The organism is Parapusillimonas granuli (genome assembly GCF_013416525.1).
GTDB lineage: Bacteria > Pseudomonadota > Gammaproteobacteria > Burkholderiales > Burkholderiaceae_B > Parapusillimonas > Parapusillimonas granuli.
Map to the genome: position 1 here is coordinate 90876 of NZ_JACCEM010000008.1, position 24552 is coordinate 115427.

Sequence of the window (24552 nt, forward strand, 5' to 3'; positions counted from 1 at the left end):
TATTACTATGCATAATGTCGTTCCACGACATGGTTGACACCTAAAACAATCCCGACGCATAACAACGCATCAATCGGAGACAAGCCATGAAGGTTTCAAAAGTGCTCATGCTGGCCGCTCTGGCCGCCGCCTTTGGCGCAGCCCAGCCCGCCCTCGCCCAGGACACCTGCAAGAACCGCGGTGACCTGGACACCATGTATTGCGACGAAAACAACGACCTCGTGGCCGACACGCCCACCGATTCCGCCAAGCTGAAAACGCCCTCCACCATCGTATTCACCTACACGCCCGTCGAAGACCCGGCGGTCTACGCCGAAATCTTCTCCCCTTTCACCAAGCATCTCGCCCAGTGCATGGACCGCAAGGTCGTGTTCTACCAGGTGCAGAGCAACGCCGCCGAAATCGAGGCCATGCGCTCCAACCGGCTGCACGTCGGCGGCTTTTCCACCGGCCCCACCAACTTCGCGGTCAACCTGGCGGGCGCCGTGCCCTTCGCGGTCAAGGGCAACGCCGACGGCTTCCAGGGCTACAACCTGATCCTCATCGTCAAGAAGGACAGCCCCTACAAGAAGCCGGCCGACCTGAAAGGCAAGAAGGTCGCGCACACCTCGCCCTCGTCCAACTCCGGCAACATGGCGCCCATCGCGCTCTTTCCCAAAGAAGGCCTGGTGCCGGGCAAGGACTACCAGTTCCTCTATTCCGGCAAGCACGACCAGTCCGTCATGGGCGTGAACTCGGGCGACTACGACGCCGCCGCGGTCGCATCCGACGTCTTCCACCGCATGGCGGAACGCGGCCAGGTCAAGGAAGACGACTTCCGCGTCATCTATCGCAGCGAAAAATTCCCGACCTCGTCCTTCGCCTACGCCTACGACCTGGAACCCGCCTTCCGCGACAAGATGCTCAAGTGCTTCTACGACTACCGCTTCCCCAAGGAAATGCAGGAAGCCTTCGACGGCGCCGACCGCTTCTATCCCGTCACCTACCAGAAGGACTGGGCCATCGTGCGCGACGTGGCCAAGGCGGGGGGCGAAAGCTTCACCCGCTCCGCATACGACAAAGCCAACCAGAAGAAGTAAGGCGACCATGGGGGCTTCGCTTCATATCGCCGGACTGGTCAAGGAGTACAAAGCCAATCAGCCCGTGCTCCGCCACATCGACCTGGACGTCGCCGGCGAGGGCCTCACGGCCATCATCGGCCCGTCCGGCACGGGCAAGAGCACGCTGCTGCGCTGCGTGAACCGGCTGGTGGAACCCACCGCCGGCTCCATCATCCTCGACGGCGACGGCCAGCGCATCGATCTGGCCAAGGTGCGGGGGTCGGCCCTGCGGCAGGCGCGCCGGCGCATCGGCATGGTCTTCCAGGAATACAACCTGGTCGAGCGCCTGACCGTGATGGAAAACCTGCTCACGGGCCGCTTGGGCTATACGTCCGCGTTCAACGCCTGGCGGCGCCGCTTCGAGCCCTCCGACATCCAGTACGCCTACCGCCTGCTCGAAACCGTCGGGCTGGCCGGCTTCGCCAACCAGCGGGCCGACGCGCTTTCCGGCGGCCAGCGGCAGCGCGTGGGCATTGCGCGCGCCCTGATGCAAAGGCCCCAGCTGTTGCTGGCCGACGAACCCACCTCCTCGCTCGACCCAAAGACCTCGGTCGAAATCATGGAATTGCTGATCGAACAGGGCCGGGCCTTCGGCATACCGGTCATCGTCAACATCCACGACGTCGAACTCGCCAAGCGCTACGCGACGCGCATCGTCGGCATGTCGGGCGGCCACATCGTCTACGACGGGCTGCCCGCAGACCTCGACACCGAGGTCCTCAAGCAGATCTACGGGGGCGAATCGTGGCTGGAATGAACGCGCCGGACCGGAACATCCAGCCGTTCGCGCTATCGCCGCGCGCCAAGCTCGGCCTGCTGCTGGTGGTGGTCTATGCGGTCTTCGCGGCATCGCAGCTGGGTTTTTCCTGGGACCGCTTCGAAGCCGGCCTGGGCCACGGTGCCAGGTTCCTGGGGCGCATGTTCCCGCCCAGCATCGAAAGGCTCGACGTGCTCTGGAAAGGCATTGCCGAAAGCCTGGAAATCGCCGTGCTGGCCAGCACGCTGGGCATCCTGCTGTCGCTGCCGCTCAGCCTGCTGGGCGCGCGCAACCTGATGCCGGTGTGGGCCACCTGGCCCGCGCGCACCGTGATCTCGCTTTGCCGGGCGCTGCACCCGGTCATCGTCGCCATCATCTTCGTCAAGGCGGTGGGCTTCGGCGCGCTGGCCGGCGTTCTGGCGCTCACGGTCGCTTCCATCGGCTTCATCGGCAAGCTGTTCACGGAATCCATCGAAGAAATCTCCCTCAAGCAGGTGGAAGCCGTGCGCGCCACGGGCGCCTCGTTCGCCAACGTGATCATCTTCGCGGTGCTGCCGCAGGTCTTCGCCCGTTTCGTCGGGTTCTCCACTTACCAGCTCGACTCCAACCTGCGCAATTCCACCATGGTGGGCATCGTGGGCGCCGGGGGCATAGGCGGCACGCTGTTCTCCGCCTTCCAGCGCTTCGACTACGACTTCGTCTGCACGATACTCATCTGCATCATCGCCATCATCATGATGGGCGAATTGCTGGCCGGCGTGGTCCGCTCCATTCTGCTCGACAACATGTCGCCCGCGGCCCTGTTCCGCCGCCGCAGGCAATCCGGCGCCGCGCCCCGCCCCCTCGAGGACGACGCATGACGACGGCTTACGACACCCGCTGGCAGCGGTATACGCCCGGCCAACGCCTGCTGCGCTTCGCGCTGTACCTGCTTTTCGTGCTGGCCATCGTGCAGTCGCTGCGCAGCATAGACGTCATCCCCGAATTCCTGTACGACGCGCCCACGCAAATGGCCGACCTGCTCAATCGGATGTGGCCGGTGTCGTGGGCGAGCTTTCCCGGGGCCATCCAGAAGGCCCTGATCGAAACCCTGCACATGGCCACGCTGGGCACCATACTGGCCGTCATCATGGCGGTGCCGGTGGGCCTGGCGGCCGCGACCAATCTCACCCGCAACAAGGCCGTCAACTTCCTGGCCCGGCTCATCCTGGTTTCCAGCCGCTCCATCAACTCGCTGGTCTGGGCGCTGCTCTTCATCGCGGTATTCGGTCCGGGCCCGCTCGCCGGCACCATGGCCATCGCATTCCGCTCCATCGGCTTCGTGGGCAAGCTGCTGGGCGAAGCCATCGAGGAAGCGCATCCCGGCCCCATCGAGGCCTTGACCGCCACCGGGGCCGGCACCGGCTCCATCATCGGCTACGGCTATTGGCCGCAGATCCGGCCCGCCTTCTGGTCCATCGTGCTGCTGCGCTGGGACATCAACGTCCGCGAGTCGGCGGTGCTGGGGCTGGTCGGGGCGGGCGGCATCGGCATGGCGCTCAACAGCGCCATGGATCTCTTCCAGTGGGACAAGGTCGCCCTGATCCTGGTCCTCATCTTCACCATCGTGATCGTGGCGGAAGTCGTCATCACCCGCGCGCGCAAGACGCTGCTCTGATCGCCGCCGCGGCGGCCCTGTCACAAAGAATCCGGATGAAACGGGTAAGATGCGTCTCAGTCATAGGGGTGCATCCATGCTCGAACGCGAATTGAAACTTCATGTGCCGGCCGGCGGCCGTGAAGCCCTGAAAGCCGAACTGCTGCGCGCGGGAGCGAGCGCCACGCGCCTGAGGGCCCGCTACTTCGATACCGACGACCGCCGGCTGGCGCAGGCCGGCATCGCCTTGCGGCTCCGCCTGGAAGGCGAGCAATGGGTGCAGACGATCAAAGCGCCCGGGCCGGACGAGCTCTCCCGCCTGGAGCTCAACCACCGCCGCCCGGGTCCCGAACTCGACCTGTCGGTCTACCGCGGCACGCCCGTCGAGCGTTTGCTGTCCGAAGCCGGAACCGGCTTGCCCACGCGCTACGAAACCGACGTCGAGCGCATCACGCTGCGGCTGGACACCGGCTCCGGCGTGGTCGAGCTCGCCTATGACAGCGGCTCCATCCGCGCGGGCGGCCTGGCGCTGCCGGTGCACGAGCTGGAGCTGGAACTGCTGTCGGGCGAAGCACGGAATATTTTCGTGCTGGGACAATACTGGCTGGAAAAATACGGCCTCGTCCTGGACCTGCGCAGCAAGGCCGAACGCGGCGACGCCCTGGCCCGGATAGCGGCGGCGCGCAAGCCCGGCAGGCAATCCGCTTCCCGGAAACTGACGGCGCCGGAAGCGCGGCAACTGCTCAAACCCAGGCGGGCCGAGCGCCCGCGTTACGAGGGCGAGCCGGCCATGGCGGCCATCTACCGCCAGAGCGCAAGCGAGTGCCTGAGCCAGATCATCCGCAACGCCTGCTTCCTGGCCGGCGTGGACAAGCAGCCCGGCGCTTCCGCGCTGAACGTCGATTATGTCCACCAGCTGCGCGTGGGCATCCGGCGGCTGCGTTCCTGCCGGCGCTTTTTCAGCAAATGGCTGCCCATCGAGGACCCGGCCTCCCTCCAGGAACTGAAGGGGTTTTTCAGCCTGCTGGGCCGGGAACGCGATGCCGACGTCCTGCGCCTGTCCGTGACGCCGCGCCTGCTGGACGCCGGCATGCCCGCTTTGGACCTGGCCCCGGCGGCCCGCCATGCCAGGCGCGGCGCCGCCGGCCGGCGCCTGGCCGCCGGCACGGCGTTCCAGGCTTGCCTGCTGGCTTTGCTCGAACCGCTCGTCACCCTGGAAGACCCGCCATCGCAAGATGCGGCGGCGGGCAAGCCGGCCCGCATGCTGGCCAGGCGCCTGAACGGCTGGCTGGACCGGCTTTGTGCGGACGGCGAGCATTTCCTGCGACTGTCGGTGGAGGCTCAGCACGAACAGCGCAAAAAGGTGAAGCGGCTGCGCTATTGCCTGGATTTCGCCGCGCCGCTGCTCTCGGAAAAACGCCTCAAGCGAGTGCAGGAGGCATTGACGGCGGCGCAGCAGGTGCTGGGAGACCTGAATGATCTGTATGTGGCGCAGGGCTTCTACGGCAAGCTGGCTTCGGCGCACCCCGGCGGCTTGTTCGCGCTGGGATGGCTGGCGGCCAAGCAGGAACAGCGCAAGGAGCAGGCCCAGGCGGCGTTCATCCGGCTGCGCAAGGCGGGGCGGCTGAGGGTAAAGCCCTAGGACCCGTCGACACAGGCCCTAATCCCCCAGCAACGCCGCCGCGAACTCCCTGGCAACGAAAGGCTGCAGGTCGTTCAGGCCCTCCCCGACCCCGATCCAGTACACCGGAATCGGCCGCACCCCCTGGCTGCCGGCCGCCACCGCCGCCAGCGTGCCGCCCTTGGCGGTGCCGTCCAGCTTGGTGACCACCAGGCCCGTGAGATCGATGGCGGCATCGAAGGCGCGGATCTGGGCGATCGCGTTCTGGCCGGTGTTGCCGTCCACCACCAGCAGGACCTCGTGCGGCGCGTCGCCGTCGGCCTTGCCGATGACGCGCTTGATTTTCTTGAGTTCCTCCATTAGGTGCAGTTGGGTGGGCAGGCGGCCGGCCGTATCGACCATCACCACGTCCACCACGCGCGCGCGGCCCGCGTTGACCGCATCGAAGGCCACGGCGGCGGGGTCGCCGCCCTCCTGGGCGATCACCGTCACATTGTTGCGCGCGCCCCATTCCATCAGCTGTTCGCGCGCGGCCGCGCGGAACGTGTCGCCCGCGGCCAAGAGCACCTTGGCCCCCTGGGCCTGGAAATGATTGGCGAGCTTGCCGATGGACGTGGTCTTGCCCGCGCCGTTGACACCGGCGATCATGATGACCAGCGGCTTCGCCCGGCCGAGCGGGAATGGTTTTTCCAGCGGCGCCAGATGGTCGGCCAGGATGTCGCGCAGCGCCGCCTTCACCTGCGCGGCGTCTTCCAGGCGCTCTTTGCGCACGCGGGCGCGCAGCGCCGTCAAGAGCTTGCCGGTCGCCTCCATGCCGGCGTCGGCCATGATGAGCGCCGTCTCCAGCTCTTCGAACAGCGACTCATCGACTTTGACGCCGACGAACAGCCCGCCCAGGCTCTGCCCCGTGCGGGACAGGCCTTTCTTGAGCCGCGCCAGCCAGGACTGCCTGGCGGCCGGCGCGGATGCCGGCGCGACGGACTGGGCCGCATCGGGCTCCGTCCGTTCGGCCGCAGAGGGAGCGGGCGCTTCTTCAGCCAAAGGCGGCGCGGGCACGGGCGCCGGTTGGGCCGGCGGCTTCGGCACGGCGGGCGCCAGGGGGGCGGACGCAATCGCCGCCGACTCATCGAAAGCCGGAGCGCCGGCCGCCGGAGCGCCGGCCACGGACCGATCAACCGCCGGCTCGCCGGGCAAGGGCTCGGAGGGCGCCGGCTTGTTCAACGCAGCGGAGGACGGCGCTCCGGCGGACGGCGCTCCGGCGACCGGCGGCTCCGCGGGCCCGGGCTCGGGAAGCGGCTCGGATTCCGCGGCGGCGCGATCGGGCGCCTGCTCCGGGGCGACGCTCTTTTCGGCCTCCGCGTCCGGCGCGGTTGGGGACTTCTTTCTTTTAAAAAAACTGAACATACGCTTTACACTACCCGAATATTTGACGAACCAGACGTCCGCGGCCACGCATGAAAAAACATGTAGTACGTATTGTAGGCGGTGATTACCGCAAAACCCCCATCCCCGTCATCGATGCGGCCGGCCTGCGCCCCACCCCCGATCGCGTCCGGGAAACCCTCTTCAACTGGCTGCATCATTTCTGGGGCGGCGAGTTCTCGGGCAAGCGGGTGCTGGATCTTTTCGCGGGCACGGGAGCGCTGGGCTTCGAAGCCGCCTCGCGCGGCGTGGGCCATGTGCAGATGGTGGAATCGCACCCGCCGGCGGTCGCCGCCTTGCGGGCGCTGCGCAATCGCCTGAACGCGCTGCAAGTGCGGATCCATGCGGGCGACGCCCGGGTGTTTCTCGAGCGCATGAACGACGCGCCTTACGACCTCGTCATGCTGGATCCGCCCTTCGGCCAAGGCTGGGTGGAGGCCTTGCGGGGCCGGCTGTCCTCGGTTCTCAGCCCCGACGGCTTGCTGTATATTGAGTCCGAAACGCCCCTGGAGGCGCCGGACGGCTTCGAGCCTTTGCGCCGCGCCAGGGCGGGAAACGTGCATTTCCATCTGTTTCGATTTGCTGCATTGCAAAAAACAGTCAATAATCCCGAAGACACGCCAATAAACCAGTAAGCCTCCTGCCGGCCCGGCAACGAACCCTAACTGAATAAATCGGAATTTGCATGATTACTGCAGTCTATCCCGGAACATTCGACCCTTTGACCCGCGGCCACGAAGACTTGGTGCGCCGCGCCGCCGGCCTGTTCGACCACGTGGTGGTGGGCGTGGCCCACAGCCAGGCGAAGAAGCCTTTTTTCACCGTCGATGAACGTGTGGAAATCGCCCAGGAAGTCCTGGGCCACTACCCCAATGTGGAAGTCAAGAGCTTTGCCGGCCTGCTGAAAGACTTCGTGCGCGAACAGAACGGCCGCGTGATCGTCCGGGGCCTCAGGGCGGTGTCCGATTTCGAGTACGAATTCCAGATGGCGGGCATGAACCGGCATCTGCTGCCCGAAGTCGAGACCCTGTTCATGACGCCTTCCGACCAGTACCAGTTCATCTCGGGCACCATCGTCCGTGAAATCGCGATCCTGGGCGGCGACGTCAGCAAGTTCGTCTTCCCCTCGGTCGAGCGCTGGCTGCACAGCAAGGCCAAGGCGCGGCGCGAGCAACAAGAGCACAAGCAGCAGGGATAATCGCTCGCCGAACGCCCCCGCGCGCTAAACTGGCAAGGCGTCCTGCCACGAGCGGGGCGCCTTGCCTTTTGCTTTGTTTCACCTTTGCAGGAAAAAACCATGGCTCTGCATATCACCGAGGAATGCATCAACTGCGACGTCTGCGAGCCTCAATGCCCCAACACCGCCATCTACATGGGCGCCGAAATCTACGAAATCGACCCGTCGCGCTGCACGGAATGCGTGGGCCATTTCGACGAGCCCCAATGCCAGGTCGTGTGCCCGGTCGAATGCATCGTGGTCGACCCGGCGCATACCGAGGACCACGCCGCCCTGACGGCAAAATACCGCAGGCTCACAGCTCCGGCCACAGCACCCGGCCCGCATCCGGGTGAATCTTGACCAGCCGGCACGGCCGTCCCAGGAAGTTGCTCACCCAGGCCGCGGCGACCTCGCCTTCGTCCACCACGTCGACCCGCTGACGCCCGATTTGCGCATGGGTCCGCACGCTGTCGTCGTCCTCGATCACGTCCAGGGGGATGTCCAGGCGCAGCATGCCGGGCGCGCGCAGCACCAGAAAACCCAGGCGCAGATCGACCTGGATGTCCGCGAGCTTCTCGCAGTGGCCTTGTGAAACCCAGGCGCCCTGATCGTCGATGATCAGCCAGCGCTTGTCGTAGCCGGCGGCTTCGGGGCGGCTTGCCGCGCCACAGGCGGCAATGGGGAAATACAGCGGACTCGTCATTTTCCTAACAATCCTTTCAAGGCGTCGCCTATGCTCTTCACCGGGTCGGGGCGGCGGCTTGCGGGCTCGGGTTCTTCCGCCGGCGCCGGGGGCGGCTGGGGAATGCCGATCTTGTTGTTCAGCATCTCGATCAGCCCCTCTTTCACCGCCTCCTTCACCGCCTTGCTGCCGATCTCCTTCCATTGGACCTGGTAGCCCAGGTCATTGAACGCGCCCGACACACGCACCGGCACGGTGACGTTCTGGAGGTCCGCAAGCTCTTTGCCGTCCTGGCCCGTCTTGGTATTGACCACCCGCACGTTCAGCAGGACGTCCAGCTGGTCGTTCACCAGGTCGATGCTCGCAGGCGTGCCCTGGGTCACCCTCAGCAAAGGCGACTGCACGGAAAGCTTTTTCACCGTGCCCTGGCCCTGCTGGAAATCGATGTCCGCGTCCAGCGCGGTAAAGTCCGTCTGGCGGGTGGCGTCGAAGCGGGTGGCGACCTCGGGCAACTGGGCGCTGAACACATTGCGCACGACGTCGTTGACTTCGCGCAGCGTCTGCGCCACATTGATGCCGCGCACCGCGCCGTCGCGGACCCGCGCCTGCACCATGCCCGTCAGCCCCGCTTCCAGCGCGGGGGTCGTCGTTCCCTGGCTGTGCAGCTTGGCGCTCAGCGTTCCCCGCCCCGTGAGCCGGTTCTCTTTCATGGCGTCCTGCAGGAAAGGCCCCAGGGCGATGTCGCTCAGGCTCAGATCCACGCCGACCGCGTTATGCGAATCGGCCGTCAACGTGCCGGCCAGCTTGCCTTCATAGAGATCGGCCTGGATGCCGCTGATGGTCAGCTTGCCTTCGGCGGCGCGCAGCGACGCGGCGAATTGCCTGGCTTTCAGGTCGTGCACCGTCAGGTCGCCGATGCTGATCGTGCCGCTGAGATTGGCGGAATCGAGGATGGCCAGGTCCATGGCCTGCGGGCGGGCGGGCGCGGGCGGCGGCTTGGCCGGCGCGGGGGCCGGCGCCTTGGGCTGGGCCGCCTGCCCGCCTTCGGCGGGCTGGGGCGCCGCTTCGGCGGGCGCCGGAACCGGCGGAAACAGCGTATTGAAATCCAGCTTGTCGGCCGCCAGGCTGAAATCGACCCGCGGCTGCGTGAGCTGGGTCGCCTTGACGCGGAAGTCCAGCTTGCTGCCGCTCAGGATGGCGTTGATTTCGCTGATCAATTCGTCTTTGTACAGGTCGGCCTGCAGGCTGCCGATGAAGGGGAATTCGAAGCTGCCGCCGGGCAGGGCCTCGTCTTCGATGCGGATGTCGCCTTTCATGGCCGACAAGCCGCCTTTTTCCTCGAAAACGTCCCAGTTGGCGGGCGACGTCATCTTCAACTGGACCAGCCGCTTCTCTTTCTTCAGCCCGCCGTCGATCTTCAATTCCTTCAGGCTGAGCTTGCTGGCGTTGCCGCCGATGCCGCTCATTCCCAGGGCGACGCCCAAGGTCTGGTCCTTGCCTGCGAACTTCACCGTGCCGTTGATGGGTTCGCCTTTCGCCGCCTCGGGCGACACGGACAGGCTGGGCGCGTCGAAAGCGATGTCGAAGGTCTCGTTCGGCAGGCTGCCCTTGGCGCGGTAGGCGAGCTTGTCGACACGCAATTCGGCCTGGCTGCGGTCGACCTTGAGCTGCGGCACCGTCAGCGTGGTGTCCAGGCCCTTGATCGGCGTCTTGCCGTCGACGTTGCCTTTCATGATGAGTTCCAGCGCGCTGGCGCTGAACATCTGCGAATAGGCGCTGTATGCCAGGTTGCCGCGCATCGTGACCGAACCGTCCCTGAAGGCGCCCACCTTGCCGGTGATCTGCAGATTCAGCTTTTGCGCGGAATAGGCTTTTTGATCGGGGTTCAGCTTGACCAGCGCCTGCGCTTCGATGTTCGCGCTGGCGACCGGGAAGTCGCCCCGCAAATTGCCTTTCAAGGCCACGTCGAAGGCCTGGTTGAAGGTCATGCGGCCGGTGTTGACGTCGAGCTTGACGATACGGGCCGACGAGCCGGTGATGTTGTCATACAGATGGATTTCGCCGTTCTTCAAGTCCAGCCCGGCGATGTCGATCTGGAAGTCGGTGGCGGCGCCCGGCTTTCCGGACGACGCCAACAGCACGCTGCCGATGGCCGACGCCTCGCTCGAAGGCATGGCGTCGGTGGCCGGGACCACGCCCGGCAATTCCGCCGCGGCGATCGCCGGCGCGGCCAGCGCCGCCAGCGCCGGCTGTGTCTCCATCAGGTCGCGGAAATTGAAATGGCCGTTCTCGTCGCGCTTGACCCAGGCCTTGAAGCCGGTGACGGCCACGTGGTCGACCACCAGCCGATTCGACAGCAGCGGCCAGATGGCCACCGCGAAGCGGGCGCTGTCTATGGAGGCGAAGGTGTCGGTGCTGCCGCGATTGGACAGGGAAACGTCCTGGACGGAAAGGCCGATGCGGGGAAACAGCGACAGCTGCAGGTCGCCCTTGATAGCCAAAGTCCGTTGATAGCGGTTATAAACGATTTCTTCCAGCTTGCTTTTATAGGCGTTGGGGTCGAACGTGAGAAGAAAAATCGCCGCGCCCACGAGCGTGGCGATGAACAGCACGACGAGACTGATGAGTACCCGTTTCAACCAAACTTTCATTTCCGGCCTCTAAACTACCGCGGGAGAGCCCCAGGCGCCAACGTATGGGCGAATACATAGAATGCTAACCTAAGACGCCAGGGATATAGAGTCGATCAGGCCGATTTAAAGCGCTCCGGTTTACAAACAGTAAACATTCGGCGCGGGTAAGAATGCATATGCCCAGCGGTAATATGGAAATCCCACAATAGTCTGAACATGGCCGGCCGCCGCCGGTACCATGCAGCAACGTACAACGACAGCCCTTCAACCATTTACAAGACGATACATATGAAATTCGAAACGCTCGCCATCCATGCGGGATACCAACCCGATCCAAACACCAAGTCCGTCGCCGTCCCCATCTACCAGACGACGTCCTACGCCTTCGACAGCACGCAGCACGGCGCGGACCTGTTCGATCTGAAAGTCCCCGGCAATATTTATACCCGCATCATGAATCCCACCAACGCCGTGCTGGAAGAGCGCGTCGCGGCGCTCGAAGGCGGCATCGCGGCGCTGGTCGTCGCCTCGGGCATGGCGGCCATCACCTACGCCATCCAGACCATCGCGCAGGCCGGCGACAACATCGTTTCAGTGGCCAAGCTGTACGGCGGCACCTACAACCTGTTCGCGCATACCTTTCCGCGCCAGGGCATCACCGTGAAGTTCGCGCCGCATGACGACGTCGCGGCCCTCGAAGCCTTGATCGACGAAAACACCAAGGCCGTGTTCTGCGAAACCATAGGCAACCCCGCCGGCAACATCGTCGACATCCAGGCCATCGCCGACGCCGCCCACCGCCACGGCGTGCCGCTGATCGTCGACAACACCGTGGCCTCGCCCGCGCTGTGCCGCCCCTTCGAACACGGCGCCGACATCATCGTGCACGCGCTCACCAAATACATGGGCGGCCACGGCACGACCATCGCCGGCGCCATCGTGGATTCCGGCAAATTCCCCTGGGCCGAGCACAAACAGCGCTTCCCCATGCTGAACGAGCCCGATCCCTCCTACCACGGCGTCGTCTACACCGAGGCCTTCGGCCCCGCCGCCTTCATCGGCCGCTGCCGCGTCGTGCCGCTGCGCAACACCGGCGCGGCGCTGTCGCCGTTCAACGCCTTCCTGGTGCTCCAGGGCATCGAAACGCTCGCCCTGCGCATGGAGCGCCATTGCGAAAACGCGCTCAAGGTGGCGAACTTCCTGCAAGGCCACGACAACGTATCGTGGGTCCAGTACGCGGGCCTGCCCGACCACCCCGAACACGGCCTGGCACAAAAGTACCTGGGCGGCAAGCCGGCCAGCATCCTGTCCTTCGGCATCAAGGGCGGCAGCGCCGCGGGCGCGCGTTTCATCGATGCGCTCAAGCTCGTCCTGCGGCTGGTCAATATCGGCGACGCCAAATCGCTGGCCTGCCATCCGGCCTCGACCACCCACCGCCAGCTCAGCCCCGAAGAACTCGCCGCGGCGGGCGTGGGCGAAGACATGATCCGCCTGTCCATCGGACTGGAACACATCGACGACATCCTGGCCGACCTCGGCCAGGCCCTGGAAGCCAGCCGGAAGTGATGGAAGAGGCGAGGCCCCGTCCGGGGCCCGGGGCCTGTTGACGTAAAAGGCCCTAGCCCCTTTTTTGCGCTCCGAACAGGCCCGTAACGCCGCCAAGCACGCGCAGCAGGCCGGCTTCGCCATCGGGCGTGGCCTGGTCGACCAGGCTGGGAAGCATGATGCTCAGGTTGGCCAGCACCGCGCCGGCATCCAGGCCGCTGGACCTGGCAAGACCATTCACGATTTCGTCGCCCAGCACGGCATGCAGCTGATCCGGCGAAATGGGCTCGTTCCGGCCTTCTCGTATCCATGACGCCACCACCCCGCCCAGGCCGGCTTCCTGAAACTTCCGGATCAGCCCGGACAAGCCGCCGGGATAGCGGTTCACCTGCTCGATCAGCGCCGGCAGCAGGCGGGCCTGCGCGCCCAGTTCGGGGTTGCGTTCCCCCATTGCGGAAACGATAGAAGTCAAAAGTCCCATTTTCATCTCTCAAATCTCTGCAGCAGTTCCAAAGTCTAATGGATTTTCATGCGTGGGACTGCAAAGAACCGTGATCAGTTCAGGTATAGTAGTCTGCGCCAATCAATAAATCGCCCTATTCTCAGACAAGGGGAGACAACATGCAGATAGGAATTCCACGCGAAAGCCTGGCAGGCGAAACGCGCGTGGCCGCCACACCGGAGACCGTCAAGAAATACGTCTCGGCAAAGCATACCGTGCTCATCGAGCGCGGCGCCGGCGAGTCGGCGTTCTTTCCGGACGCCGCCTACGAACAGGCCGGCGCGCAGCTCGTGGATGCCGCCCAGGCGTTGGCGAGCGACCTGGTCCTCAAAGTCCGTTCGCCCCAGGCCTCCGAACTGGCCCAAATGAAAAAAGGCGCCGTCCTGATCGGCATGCTGGACCCCTTCAACCGCGAAGGCTTGGCCGCCCTGGCCCAGGCCGGAGTCACCGCCTTCGCCCTCGAAGCCGCGCCCCGCATCACCCGCGCCCAGAGCCTGGACGTCCTGTCGTCCCAGGCCAACCTGGCCGGCTACAAGGCGGTGCTGCTGGCCGCCAACCACTATGGCCGCCTGTTTCCCATGATGATGACCGCCGCCGGCACGCTCAAGGCGGCCCGCGCCGTCGTGCTGGGCGCGGGCGTCGCCGGCCTTCAGGCCATCGCCACCGCCAAGCGGCTGGGCGCCGTGGTCGAGGCATCCGACGTGCGTCCCGCCGCCAAGGAACAAATCGAATCCCTGGGCGCCAAGTTCATCGACGTCCCGTTCGAGACCGACGAAGAACGCGAAATCGCCGAGGGCACGGGGGGCTACGCGCGGCCCATGCCGCCCGCCTGGATGGCGCGCCAGTCCAAGCTGGTCGCCGAACGCTGCCGCCAGGCCGACATCGTCATCAGCACGGCCCTCATCCCCGGGCGCCCGGCCCCCGAACTCATCAGCGCCGAAACCGTGCAAGGCATGAAGCCGGGCTCCGTCATCGTGGACCTGGCGGTGGAGCGCGGCGGCAACTGCCCGCTGTCGGAAAAAGACCGCGTCGTGCAAAAGCACGGCGTGACCCTGGTCGGGCTGTCCAACCTGCCCGCCCTGGTTCCGCACGACGCCTCCGCCCTGTACGCTCGCAACGTCCTGGATTTCATGAAGCTGGTCGCCGATTCCGAAGGGCGGCTCGCCATACAGCATGAAGACGAAATCATCGCCGCCTGCCTGGTTTGCACGGACGGCAAAGTCCTAAGGAGCGCCTGATGGAAGCGGTCAGCCCCACCCTCATCAATTTCATCATTTTCGTATTGGCCATCTACGTGGGCTTCCACGTGGTGTGGAACGTGACCCCGGCGCTGCATACGCCGCTCATGGCCGTGACCAACGCCATTTCCGCCATCGTGATCGTCGGCGCCATGCTCGCCGCCGCGCTCACCGAAGGCGGCCTGGCCCGCTACATGGGCGTGTTCGCGGTCGCCCTGGCCGCCGTGAACGTGTTCGGCGGCTTCCTCGTCACGCGCCGCATGCTTGAAATGTTCAAAAAGAAAGACAAGAAGGCCGGAGGGCAGTCATGATCTCGAACGACCTGGTCACGCTGTTCTACCTCATCGCCTCGGTGTGCTTCATCCAGGCGCTCAAAGGCCTTTCCCACCCCACCACTTCGCGCCGGGGCAATGCCTTCGGCATGGTGGGCATGGCCATCGCCGTGCTCACCACGGCCGCCCTGATCGTCAGCCTGGCCAAGCAGGGCACAGCCGGCATCGGCCTGGGCTGGGTGCTGCTCGGGCTGCTGGTCGGCGGCACGGCCGGCACGATCATGGCCAAGAAGGTCGAAATGACCAAGATGCCCGAACTCGTGGCCTTCATGCACAGCATGATCGGCCTGGCGGCCGTGGCCATCGCCGTCGCGGTCGTGGCCGAGCCGCACGCCTTCAACATCGCGGCGGCGGGCGCGCCCATTCCCTATGGCAACCGCCTGGAACTCTTCATCGGCACCTTCGTCGGCGCCATCACGTTCTCGGGCTCGGTCATCGCCTTCGGGAAACTGTCGGGCAAGTACAAGTTCCGCCTGTTCCAGGGAGCGCCCGTGGTGTTCTCCGGCCAGCACATGCTCAACCTGCTGCTGGCGCTGGCCATGCTGGCCTGCGGCTTCTGGTTCATGGCCACCCAAGCCTGGCTGCCCTTCATCATCATGACCGCCATCGCCTTCGTGCTGGGCGTGCTCATCATCATCCCCATCGGCGGGGCCGACATGCCCGTGGTCGTTTCGATGCTCAACAGCTATTCAGGGTGGGCGGCGGCGGGCATCGGCTTCTCGCTCAACAACCCCATGCTGATCATCGCGGGTTCGCTGGTGGGGTCCTCGGGCGCCATCCTGTCGTACATCATGTGCAAGGCCATGAACCGCTCGTTCTTCAACGTGATTCTCGGCGGCTTCGGGGCCGAACCCGGCGCGGCGGCAAGCGGCGCGCAGGCCCAGCGCAACGTGAAGTCCGGCAGCCCCGACGACGCCGCCTTCCTGCTCAGCAACGCAGAGTCGGTCACCATCGTTCCCGGCTACGGCCTGGCGGTGGCGCGCGCGCAGCATGCACTGAAGGAACTGGCGGAAAAACTGACCGAAAACGGGGTGACGGTGAAGTACGCCATCCACCCGGTGGCCGGCCGCATGCCGGGCCACATGAACGTGCTGCTGGCCGAGGCCGAGGTCCCCTACGACCAGGTGTTCGAAATGGACGACATCAACAGCGAGTTCTCGCAGACCGACGTCGTTCTGGTGCTGGGCGCGAACGACGTGGTCAACCCCGCGGCCAAGACCGATCCCAAGTCGCCGATCGCCGGCATGCCCATTCTGGAAGCCTACAAGGCGCGCACCATCATCGTGAACAAGCGGTCGATGGCGGCGGGCTATGCGGGCCTGGACAACGAGCTCTTCTACATGGACAAGACCATGATGGTCTTTGGCGATGCGAAGAAGGTCATCGAAGACATGGTCAAGGCCGTGGAATAAAGCCACCCGCTCCCATCGGAAATCGACGCCATGACAGATCTCCCATTACTCCGGTGCTTCGTCGACGGCCAATGGGTCGAGACCCATCACCGTTTTCCCAACATCAATCCGGTCAACGGGCAATTGATCGGCCGCGTCTGCGAGGCCGACGCGGCCACGGTCAGCCGCGCCGTCGAAGCCGCCAACCGTGCGGCGCAAGGCCCCTGGAAAACCCTCACCGTGCAGGAAAGGTCGGCCCTGCTGCACCGGATCGCCGACGGCATAGAACAGCGCTTCGAAGACTTCGTCGCGGCCGAAGTCATGGACACCGGCCGGCCCGTCCACCAGGCGCGCAGCCTGGACGTGGCGCGCGGCATCGCCAATTTCCGCATGTTCGCCGACCTGATCAAGACCGCGTCCAGCGAGCTCTATGAAAGCACGCTGCCCGACGGCGCGAAAATGCTCAACTACGTATGCCGCAAGCCGCTGGGCACCATAGGCGTGATCTCGCCCTGGAACCTGCCGCTGCTGCTGCTCACCTGGAAAGTCGCGCCGGCGCTGGCCATGGGAAACTGCGTGGTCGCCAAACCCTCTGAAGAAACGCCGTCTTCCGCCACCCTGCTGGCGGAAGTGATCCAGGCGGCCGGGCTGCCGCATGGCGTGTTCAACTTGGTGCACGGCTTCGGCCCGGGTTCGGCGGGCGAGCACCTGAGCACCAATCCCAACATAGACGCCATCACCTTCACCGGCGAATCGCGCACCGGCTCCGCCATCATGAAGGCGGCCGCCGAAGGCGTGAAGGAAGTCTCGTTCGAGCTCGGCGGCAAGAACGCGGCCGTCGTCTTCGCCGACGCCGACTTCGACGCCGCCGTCGCGGGCGTCATGCGTTCCAGCTTCACCAATTCGGGCCAGGTATGCCTGTGCACCGAAAGAGTCTATATAGAACGTCCCATCTTCGACCGCTTCGTGGAAGCGCTCAAGCGCCGCTGCGAAGCCCTGGTCGTCGGCCGCCCGGAAGACCCGGGCGTCGACATGGGGCCGCTGATTTCACTGGAGCACCGCGGCAAGGTGCATTCGTACTACCAGCTCGCGCGCGAGGAAGGCGCCGCCATCCTGTGCGGCGGCGACATCCCCGTGTTCGGCGACGAGCGCGACCAGGGCGCCTACATACAGCCCACCATCATGGCCGGCCTGCCCGACACCGCGCGCTGCATGCGCGAAGAGATCTTCGGCCCGGTCTGCCACGTCGCCCCCTTCGACACCGAGGAAGAAGTCATCCCCCGCGTGAACGACAGCGCCTACGGGCTTGCCGCCAGCATCTGGACGACCCAGCTTTCCCGGGCGCACCGCGTCGCCGGCCAGATCCGCACGGGCATCGTATGGGTCAACGCCTGGTTCGCGCGCGACCTGCGCACGCCTTTCGGCGGCACGAAGATGTCGGGCATCGGACGCGAAGGCGGCCGGTACTCGCTGGACTTCTACTCCGAGATCAGCACGATCAGCATCAGGATCTGATTCCGCCATGAAAAACACCAGCACCCAAGCCCGGACCCTGAGCGGCAAGGCCAAGCCGCGGGGAAGTTTTCCGCATATCAAACGCGCGGGCGACTTCCTGTACGTGTCGGGAACCAGCTCCCGCCGGGCCGACAACACCATCGCCGGCGCGTCGGCCGACGCCATGGGCACCGCCACGCTCGACATCCGCGCGCAGACCCGCGCCGTCATCGAGAACATACGCGACATCCTGGCCAGCGAAGGCGCGGGGCTGGAGCACCTGGTCGAGATCTCCGCCTTCCTGGTGAGCATGAACGACTTCGGCGGCTACAACGAGGTCTATGCCGAGTTCTTTTCCGAAGACGGGCCCACGCGCACCACCGTCGCCGTGCATCAACTGCCCCATCCCCATCTGCTCATCGAAATGAAAGCCGTCGCCTATTTCCCCCTCGCCGGCGCCCCCGCTGCCTGAAACGCCACGGAGACCGTCCATGCTCACTTACGGCAAGCCATTCAATTTCCAGCGCTGGATCGACGATCACGCCGACCGGCTCAAGCCGCCCGTCGGCAACCAGCAGATCTGGCAGGACAGCGATTTCATCGTCACCGTCGTCGGCGGGCCCAATCATCGCACCGACTACCACGACGACCCGCTCGAAGAATTCTTCTACCAGATGCGCGGCAACGCCTACCTGAAGCTCTGGGTGGACGGCAAATGCGAACGCGTCGACCTCAAGGAAGGCGACATCTTCCTGCTGCCGCCCCACGTCCGGCATTCGCCCCAAAGGCCCGAAGCCGGCAGCGTCTGTCTGGTCATAGAGCGCCAGCGCCCCGAAGGCCTGAAAGACGGCTTCGAATGGTATTGCGAAGCCGACGGCGGCTGCGGCGGGCTGGTCCATCGCGTCGAGACCCAGTTGCAGAGCATCGTCAAAGACCTGCCCATCCTGTTCAACGCCTTCTACGAATCCGAGGAAAAGCGCCTCTGTCCCCAATGCGGCATGCGCCATCCGGGCAAGGCGGCCTGACATGCGCAAGATCGACATGCACGCCCATTTCCTGCCGCCCATTTCGCGGCGGGACGCCGCCGGCCTGGATCCGGACAACGCTCCCTGGCTGGCCGTGGACGAAAACGGCGAGACGGGCCAGATCATGAAAGGCGACCGGCCTTTCCGGCCGGTCTACCGCGCGCTGTGGGACCCGGGCATGCGCCTGGAGGAAATGGACAAGCACGGCGTAGACGTCCAGATCATTTCGGCCACCCCGATCATGTTCGGCTACGAATTCCCCGCGCAGCGCGCGGCCGCCTGGGCGGCGCGCATGAACGACCTGGCCCTGGAGCATTGCGCGGCGGATCCGCGCCGGCTCAAGGCGCTGGCCCAGGTGCCGCTGCAAGACCTCGACCTCGCCTGCCGGGAAGCCGCACGGGCCCGCGACGACGGGCATGTCGGCATACAGATCGGCAACCACCTTGGGCCCAAGGACCTGGACGACGAGCATCTGGTGCAATTCCTGATCCATTGCGCGCAGGAAGGCATACCCATTCTCGCCCACCCCTGGGACATGATGACCGACGGCCGCATGAAGAAGTGGATGCTGCCCTGGCTGGTCGCCATGCCCGCCGAAACGCAGCTGGGCATTTTGTCCCTGATTCTCTCGGGCGCCTTCGAGCGCATTCCGCCGTCCCTGAAACTGTGCTTCGCCCATGGCGGCGGCAGCTTCGCCTTCCTGCTGGGCCGCGTCGACAACGCCTGGCACTGCCGCGACATCGTCCGGCAGGACTGCCCGAACCCGCCGTCCAGCTACGTCAAGCGCTTCTATGTGGACAGCGCGGTATTCGACCAGGGCGCGCTGCGGCTGCTGGCCGACGTCATGGGCGGCGACCGCATCATGCTCGGTTCGGACTACCCCTTCCCGCTGGGCGAGCAATCGATAGGCAAGCTGGTGAACGACAACCCCTGGCTCGCGGACGACGACAAGCGGCGCATCAATCACGGCAACGCGGCGGCCTTCTTCGGCCTGCAAGACGCGCCCGCCGCGGCATAGAAAATAAACCATAAACCGAGTAGACTTACGAAGCTTTGCTTCCAGCCTTTTGTTACAGACGATGCCGAACAATATCAAACCGTTCCAGGATGAGCTCGACGACGAACGCTATCTCGTCACGTCCAAGCTCGAGATCCGCTCCATCCTGCGCGCCATCGAGCGCAACAAAGCATTGCTGCGCCTGCAGATCACCGGCTCGTCCGTCGGCATCGTCACCACCGTCCTGAAGGTCGAAGACGACGCCACCATCATCGACGCCACCCGCAACGACGCCATCAACCGGCGCCTGATCGCCGGCGAAGACGAGATCAGGCTGGAAACCAACCTGGAACGCGTGCTGATACGTTTCTTCGCCACGAACATCACCGCCTGTGAGCACGAGGGAGCCCCGGCCCTGCGCATGGCTTTTCCGGAACGGCTGCAGCGCATTCAGCGGCGCGAGCACTACCGTATCGACGTCCCGGCCAGCAATCCGGCGAAATGCACGATCCCACGGGAAAGCGCGGGTCAGGACAAGGAAGTCACGCTCGACGTCCGGGACATCAGCTGGGACGGCAACAAGGACGTCACGGTGGAGCTGAAGGACATCAGCGCGGGCGGGGTGAGCATCGTCAGCTATGCCGCCAACTTTCCGCACGGAAAGGGCACGATCTATTCCAACTGCCGGCTGGACTTGCCGGACGTCGGTTCGATCACGGTGAATCTCAAGGTGGTCCAGGCGCGCACGGAAACGCAGGCGAACGGCAAGGAACGGGTCGTCATCGGCTGCGCGTTCGTTGATCTGGATCGCGGCGCGCAGCAGGATATCCAGCGGTATATCAACGTGCTGGAGCGCAAGCTGATTGCGAAGCGGCGGGGCCTGGAATAGGCCGAGGCGGCCGCTGCGTGGCGCGTTCGCGGCACGCAGCGGCCGCGGCGCCACGCCAGAAGCCGCCGCCGGCCGGGCGCCGTCAGGCCCGCTGCCCCTTGCGCACGCAACGGCGCGCCATCAGCGAGAACGCCAGCGCGAACACCGCCATGCCGATGGCCAAAGCCAGCAGGAAGGCCGTCAGCCAGTCCAGAAAAGAACCCAGGGACGACGGCGCGGCGTGCGTCAGGTAAGGCATCGCCCAAGTGCCCACGAATGTCGCCGCCAGCGCCACGATGATCGCTCCCGCAAGCGGCCGGCCCGCCGACCTGCCGTGACGGCGCAAAGCGCGGAAGCCCGTGACGACGCCGAGCAGCAGCAACAAGGCCACGATGATGACCGGCCAGAACCAGACGGAAAGCGTCTCCCAGGCGATGAACCACAGGGAGATCGGATTGAAATCGTTCATGGTGTCTCCTTGGAGGAATCAGGCGCGGCCGCGCAACATGGCCCGGTATGCCCCGATCAGGCCTTTCTCGTCGATCAGCCAGGAAATCCAGAGCTCTTCCAGCGGATCGATGAAAGGGAAAGACTGCACGAGCTTGCCGTCATAATCGAACTCGATCAGCATCGCCTTGCCATAGCGAGTGACCATGGGGCAGGAGGTATAGCCGTTGTAGACGGCGCCGGGCTGCTTGCCGCCCAGTTCGGCGATGAGATTGTCCACCACCACCGGCACCTGCCACTTCACGCTCGCGGCCGTCTTGCCCCTGGGCACGCCGGCGACGTCGCCGATCGAGAACACATTGGGATAGCGCGGATGCCGGAGCGTCGCCTTGTCGGCTTCCACCCAGCCATCGGCCGCCAGAGCGCCCGTCCGCCAGGGCAGCGGGCTGTTGCGGACGGCATCGGGCGCGCGCATGGGCGGCACGACGTGAAGGAAATCGTAGTCCAGCGCGGCCTCGCCCTGGCCCGTCTTGAATACCGCCTTGCGGGCGCCGGGATCGATGGACTGCAGCACGTGGCCGTAGTTCACGCTGATGTCGCGCTCGGCAAAGAGCGTGCGCACTTTCTGGTTGACCGGTGCGACCGAAAACACCGCGTCGTTGTGCGCGTTGTAGACCATCTTGATGGCATCGCGCCGGCCCTTGATGCGTGCCTTGTCGTCGACCAGGAAGGTGATCTTGAGCGGCGCGCCGGCGCACTTCATTTCGGTGGCCGGACGCATGAACAGGCCGACGCCGCCTTTTTCGATGAACTGGTCGATGGCGGCGGCCGACGCCTGGGCCGCCTGCGGGCCCGCGTAGATGCTGGCGATGCCGTTGCGGCCGATCAGGTCGGGGCTCATGCCCTGGATGGCGGCATAGTCGAGCTTCAGGCCGGTTGCCACGAAGAGGAAGTCATACGGAATCTTCTGCCCGCCGGCGGTTACGACCTGATTGCCGTCGGGGTCGAATTCCGCCACGGCTTCTTGTACCCACTTGACCCCCTGCGGAATATAGCTGGCGTTGCTTTCGGTGATGTGGGAAGGCGCCCAGATGCCGGCCCCGACCAGCGTCAGGCCGGGCTGGAAGTGGTGCTCCTTCTTGGCGTCGACGATGGTGATGCTGGCGTTGTCCAGCTGGCGCGCAAAGCGCGCCGCCAGGCTCAGGCCCGCCGCGCCCGCCCCGGCAATGACGATGCGCGCCCCTTTGCCCTGCGCGCGCGCCGCCGCGCCCGCCAGCCCGGAAACGCCCACAGCCGCCATCAGGGCGCCCGCTTCTAGAAAACGTCTTCTGTCCATTGTGATTGGCTCCCCTTGTGGCGTGGCGAACCCATCGCCTTGCCGATTATCTTAGATCAAGGGGTGCCTGGCTCAGGCACCCCTCGACATCATCCAATGATCCAGATCAAGAGCGTTCCTGCTTTTTGCGCAACCGGCCTATTTGCGTGATTTCATGGGGCAGGAACTGACCCCTAGAATCGAGTAGGCCGGGCAGAAGCGAAAAATGCCGGTGGCCAGCGGGATGACGCCCAGCCAGCCCCACCAGCCGACGACGCCCGTTGCCGCCAGAGCGATGAGCACCAGGCCCAGCACGATGCGCAAGCCGCGGTCTATGCTGCCGATATTGGTATTGAGTTTCATGATTTCTCCGTGGAAGTGAAAGTATCCCCGCCCTTGCTATGCCTGCATGGCCCGCCGGTTCCAGGGCATTTTCATCAAAAGGCGCGCCATGCCGCAAAACCCCGACACGCCCGCGACGATCATCCCCGCCCCGACGAAGCCCGCCAGCACGTAAAACCCCGGCGCGACGAACGCGCCGAGCAGCACCCCCGCCAGCACCAGGCTGCCCGCCGCGATCTGCGTCTGGCGGGAAAGCTCCATGGGCTGGGCGGGATCGCGGACGACGGGCAGCCCGGCCTTTTTCCAGCCGTCCAGCCCGCCTTCCATGACATAGGCCTCGCAGGACACACAGGCGCCCAGCGTGCGCGCGTTCATGCGGGTGCGATTGCCCGAACGGCAAAGAAAGACCAGCGCCGGGGCGCGGGGCAATTCCGCCTGGGTCAGCCGTTCCATGGGGATGTGGCAGGCCTGTTCGATGCGTTCCCGCGCGTATTCACTCACGCTGCGGATATCGACCAGGACGGCGCCGTGGTCGAGCAGTTGCCGCGCCGCTTCCGGAGTGATGGTTTGTATGGTCATGTTGCTTTTTTCCTGCAAGGTATCAAGGACAGAAAATGCTTTTGAGCGTGCCGACCAGCTTTTCCACATCGGGATTGGCGATGCGGTAGTGCAGGGTTTGCGCTTCGCGGCGGTACGTGACCAGCCCTTCGTCGCGCATCTTGGCCAGATGCTGGGACAGCGCCGACTGGCTGAGGTCGACCTGTTCCAGCAAGGCGCTCACGCTGAGCTCGCCATGTTCGATCAATAGGCACAGCACCAGCAGGCGATGCTGGTTGCCGACCGTGCGCAGCAGCGCCGTGGCTTTCTCGGCGCCTTCCTGCATGAAGCGCTTGGCATCTGGTTCCTGGGTCATTCTCTTGATTTAGATCTATCTAATTTAGTATATTCTAATACAAAATCCACGGAAAATGTGTATGTTGTGAGCCAAAGGCGATCCGGACGGGGGAAACACTTGCGGCTACGACACATCGAACTCATCAACGCCGTCCTGCGCACGGGCTCGCTGACGCAGGCCGCCAATCTGCTGCACATCACGCAGCCCGCCGCCAGCAAGATCCTGGCGCATGCCGAAGCCCAGCTGGGCTTCTCCCTGTTCCGGCGCATCAAGGGCCGGCTGCATGCCACGCCGGAGCTCGACATCCTGACGCCCCACATCGCCCGGCTCAACCAGGACATGGCGTCGGTGCGCCGGCTCGCCGAGAACATCAAGCGCCATCCGCAGGGGCATTTGCGCGTCGGGTGCGCGCCCGCCATCGGGCTGGGGCTGCTGCCGCAGGCCATACGCCACAGCCGGGAACGGCAGCCCGGCGTCGTCTTCGACGTCCATACCTACCACAGCGCCGAACTGGTCGAACGGCTGCACGTGCGGGAACTCGATCTCGCGGTCACCTTCGACGCCGCCGACCATCCTGGCATGGACAAGACACCGGTGGGCCAGACGGAACTGGTCTGCCTGAGCGCCGGCGAAAGCGCCGACTGCGCGGGAAAGGCCATCAGCCTGGAAGAACTGGCGTCGCGCGAACTGATCATGCTGGACATGCACGACCGCGCGGGCGCCTTGCTGGACGACGCGCTGAGCAGCGCGGGCCTGGGCATGCGGCCCAACATACAGGTGCAGACCCATTACGTCGCCTGCGCGCTCGCGCAAGCGGGCTGCGGGGACACCGTCGTGGACGCCATCACCGCGCGCGCCATGCTGCGGCCCGGCAACGTGCTGCGGCCCCTGGATCCCCCGATTCCGGTTCCCATCAACGTCATCACCCACGGTTCCGTGCCCCGGCGCGAGATCGACCTGCTGTTCATCGACCAGCTGCGCCGCCTGTGCCGCGCGCTTGCGGCCCTGTCCTATGCGGGATAGCGCGGCGCCCCATGGGCCATAGCCAAACGGCATGGGCGCCTCGCAAACAGCTATTGGCGCCGGGCCCG

27 protein-coding genes are annotated in these 24552 nt (G+C 65.2%); 18 read left to right on the forward strand and 9 right to left on the reverse strand.

What is annotated here, in order from left to right:
* Positions 1-86: 86 nt before the first annotated feature.
* The 5 genes from phnD to H0A72_RS15440 all read left to right on the forward strand — a co-directional run bounded on the left by phnD (position 87) and on the right by H0A72_RS15440 (position 5135).
* On the forward strand, positions 87-1079 hold the full coding sequence (gene phnD, locus H0A72_RS15420; RefSeq protein ID WP_180156915.1) for a phosphate/phosphite/phosphonate ABC transporter substrate-binding protein: 993 nt from the start codon (positions 87-89) through the stop codon (positions 1077-1079).
* A 7-nt stretch (positions 1080-1086) separates the two neighbouring features.
* Entirely contained in the window at positions 1087-1857 is a 771-nt protein-coding gene (gene phnC / locus H0A72_RS15425) for a phosphonate ABC transporter ATP-binding protein (protein WP_180156917.1), read from the forward strand.
* Entirely contained in the window at positions 1854-2717 is an 864-nt protein-coding gene (phnE, locus tag H0A72_RS15430) for a phosphonate ABC transporter, permease protein PhnE (RefSeq protein WP_180157223.1), read from the forward strand. The genes phnC and phnE (H0A72_RS15430) overlap by 4 nt, the downstream gene beginning before the upstream one ends.
* Positions 2714-3514: a phosphonate ABC transporter, permease protein PhnE gene (gene phnE, locus H0A72_RS15435; protein WP_180156919.1), complete on the forward strand. Its 801-nt coding sequence runs from the start codon at positions 2714-2716 to the stop codon at positions 3512-3514. The genes phnE (H0A72_RS15430) and phnE (H0A72_RS15435) overlap by 4 nt, the downstream gene beginning before the upstream one ends.
* Positions 3515-3590: 76 nt before the next feature.
* Entirely contained in the window at positions 3591-5135 is a 1545-nt protein-coding gene (locus H0A72_RS15440) for a CYTH and CHAD domain-containing protein (RefSeq protein ID WP_180156921.1), read from the forward strand.
* Positions 5136-5153: 18 nt separating this feature from the next.
* Here the strand turns inward: H0A72_RS15440 and ftsY are convergent, their stop codons facing one another.
* Positions 5154-6518 carry a signal recognition particle-docking protein FtsY gene (ftsY, locus tag H0A72_RS15445; protein WP_246436968.1) on the reverse strand — a complete coding sequence of 455 codons (1365 nt, stop codon included), beginning with the start codon at positions 6516-6518 and terminating at the stop codon, positions 5154-5156.
* A gap of 50 nt (positions 6519-6568) precedes the next feature.
* On the opposite strand from ftsY, the gene H0A72_RS15450 reads away from it, so the two are divergent.
* From H0A72_RS15450 to H0A72_RS15460, 3 genes are all read left to right on the forward strand, one after another.
* Positions 6569-7171 carry an RsmD family RNA methyltransferase gene (locus H0A72_RS15450; protein ID WP_180156923.1) on the forward strand — a complete coding sequence of 201 codons (603 nt, stop codon included), beginning with the start codon at positions 6569-6571 and terminating at the stop codon, positions 7169-7171.
* 50 nt (positions 7172-7221) lie between these two features.
* Positions 7222-7734, forward strand: coding sequence for a pantetheine-phosphate adenylyltransferase (gene coaD / locus H0A72_RS15455; protein ID WP_180156925.1), 513 nt, complete (start codon positions 7222-7224; stop codon positions 7732-7734).
* A gap of 99 nt (positions 7735-7833) precedes the next feature.
* A complete protein-coding gene (locus H0A72_RS15460; RefSeq protein WP_180156927.1) occupies positions 7834-8115 on the forward strand; it encodes a YfhL family 4Fe-4S dicluster ferredoxin in 282 nt (93 codons plus the stop codon).
* Here H0A72_RS15460 and H0A72_RS15465 read toward each other — a convergent pair.
* Both H0A72_RS15465 and H0A72_RS15470 read right to left on the reverse strand, forming a co-directional pair.
* The gene (locus tag H0A72_RS15465; RefSeq protein WP_180156929.1) at positions 8069-8458 is read right to left on the reverse strand and encodes an MOSC N-terminal beta barrel domain-containing protein; all 390 of its coding nucleotides are present in this window, start codon (positions 8456-8458) and stop codon (positions 8069-8071) included. The genes H0A72_RS15460 and H0A72_RS15465 overlap by 47 nt on opposite strands.
* Positions 8455-11088, reverse strand: a complete 2634-nt coding sequence (locus tag H0A72_RS15470; RefSeq protein ID WP_218953353.1) for an AsmA family protein — start codon at positions 11086-11088, stop codon at positions 8455-8457. The genes H0A72_RS15465 and H0A72_RS15470 overlap by 4 nt, the downstream gene beginning before the upstream one ends.
* Before the next feature lie 270 nt (positions 11089-11358).
* Between H0A72_RS15470 and H0A72_RS15475 the strand changes: the two genes are divergently transcribed.
* On the forward strand, positions 11359-12636 hold the full coding sequence (locus tag H0A72_RS15475; protein WP_180156933.1) for a bifunctional O-acetylhomoserine aminocarboxypropyltransferase/cysteine synthase: 1278 nt from the start codon (positions 11359-11361) through the stop codon (positions 12634-12636).
* Between the two features lie 52 nt (positions 12637-12688).
* On the opposite strand, the gene H0A72_RS15480 is transcribed toward H0A72_RS15475, so the two are convergent.
* Complete coding sequence (locus H0A72_RS15480; protein ID WP_180156935.1) at positions 12689-13096, reverse strand: YidB family protein; 408 nt, start codon at positions 13094-13096, stop codon at positions 12689-12691.
* 140 nt (positions 13097-13236) lie between these two features.
* Here H0A72_RS15480 and H0A72_RS15485 point away from each other — a divergent pair, with 140 nt between their 5' ends.
* The 8 genes from H0A72_RS15485 to H0A72_RS15520 all read left to right on the forward strand — a co-directional run bounded on the left by H0A72_RS15485 (position 13237) and on the right by H0A72_RS15520 (position 20483).
* Positions 13237-14355 carry a Re/Si-specific NAD(P)(+) transhydrogenase subunit alpha gene (locus H0A72_RS15485; protein ID WP_180156937.1) on the forward strand — a complete coding sequence of 373 codons (1119 nt, stop codon included), beginning with the start codon at positions 13237-13239 and terminating at the stop codon, positions 14353-14355.
* Complete coding sequence (locus H0A72_RS15490) at positions 14355-14666, forward strand: NAD(P) transhydrogenase subunit alpha part 2 (protein WP_180156940.1); 312 nt, start codon at positions 14355-14357, stop codon at positions 14664-14666. Before H0A72_RS15485 ends, H0A72_RS15490 begins: the two co-directional genes overlap by 1 nt.
* Positions 14663-16099, forward strand: a complete 1437-nt coding sequence (locus tag H0A72_RS15495) for an NAD(P)(+) transhydrogenase (Re/Si-specific) subunit beta (protein ID WP_180156942.1) — start codon at positions 14663-14665, stop codon at positions 16097-16099. Before H0A72_RS15490 ends, H0A72_RS15495 begins: the two co-directional genes overlap by 4 nt.
* A gap of 30 nt (positions 16100-16129) precedes the next feature.
* Positions 16130-17593 (forward strand): 2-hydroxymuconic semialdehyde dehydrogenase, encoded by a 1464-nt coding sequence (locus tag H0A72_RS15500; protein WP_180156944.1) that lies wholly within the window; start codon positions 16130-16132, stop codon positions 17591-17593.
* A gap of 7 nt (positions 17594-17600) precedes the next feature.
* Complete coding sequence (locus H0A72_RS15505; protein ID WP_180156945.1) at positions 17601-18044, forward strand: RidA family protein; 444 nt, start codon at positions 17601-17603, stop codon at positions 18042-18044.
* Between the two features lie 19 nt (positions 18045-18063).
* Positions 18064-18597: a 3-hydroxyanthranilate 3,4-dioxygenase gene (locus H0A72_RS15510; RefSeq protein WP_180156948.1), complete on the forward strand. Its 534-nt coding sequence runs from the start codon at positions 18064-18066 to the stop codon at positions 18595-18597.
* A gap of 1 nt (position 18598) precedes the next feature.
* Positions 18599-19615 (forward strand): amidohydrolase family protein, encoded by a 1017-nt coding sequence (locus H0A72_RS15515; RefSeq protein ID WP_180156949.1) that lies wholly within the window; start codon positions 18599-18601, stop codon positions 19613-19615.
* A gap of 61 nt (positions 19616-19676) precedes the next feature.
* Complete coding sequence (locus H0A72_RS15520; RefSeq protein WP_180156951.1) at positions 19677-20483, forward strand: flagellar brake protein; 807 nt, start codon at positions 19677-19679, stop codon at positions 20481-20483.
* 82 nt (positions 20484-20565) lie between these two features.
* Here H0A72_RS15520 and H0A72_RS15525 read toward each other — a convergent pair whose 3' ends face one another.
* From H0A72_RS15525 to H0A72_RS15545, 5 genes are all read right to left on the reverse strand, one after another.
* Positions 20566-20931 carry a DUF5368 family protein gene (locus H0A72_RS15525; protein ID WP_180156953.1) on the reverse strand — a complete coding sequence of 122 codons (366 nt, stop codon included), beginning with the start codon at positions 20929-20931 and terminating at the stop codon, positions 20566-20568.
* An 18-nt stretch (positions 20932-20949) separates the two neighbouring features.
* Positions 20950-22245: an NAD(P)/FAD-dependent oxidoreductase gene (locus H0A72_RS15530; protein WP_180156955.1), complete on the reverse strand. Its 1296-nt coding sequence runs from the start codon at positions 22243-22245 to the stop codon at positions 20950-20952.
* 138 nt (positions 22246-22383) lie between these two features.
* Positions 22384-22587 carry a YgaP family membrane protein gene (locus tag H0A72_RS15535; RefSeq protein ID WP_180156957.1) on the reverse strand — a complete coding sequence of 68 codons (204 nt, stop codon included), beginning with the start codon at positions 22585-22587 and terminating at the stop codon, positions 22384-22386.
* A gap of 36 nt (positions 22588-22623) precedes the next feature.
* Positions 22624-23145: a rhodanese family protein gene (locus tag H0A72_RS15540; RefSeq protein ID WP_180156959.1), complete on the reverse strand. Its 522-nt coding sequence runs from the start codon at positions 23143-23145 to the stop codon at positions 22624-22626.
* A gap of 22 nt (positions 23146-23167) precedes the next feature.
* Positions 23168-23479, reverse strand: a complete 312-nt coding sequence (locus H0A72_RS15545; RefSeq protein ID WP_180156961.1) for an ArsR/SmtB family transcription factor — start codon at positions 23477-23479, stop codon at positions 23168-23170.
* A gap of 99 nt (positions 23480-23578) precedes the next feature.
* Here H0A72_RS15545 and H0A72_RS15550 point away from each other — a divergent pair, with 99 nt between their 5' ends.
* Positions 23579-24484, forward strand: coding sequence for a LysR family transcriptional regulator (locus H0A72_RS15550; protein ID WP_180156963.1), 906 nt, complete (start codon positions 23579-23581; stop codon positions 24482-24484).
* The last annotated feature ends 68 nt before the right edge of the window (positions 24485-24552 follow it).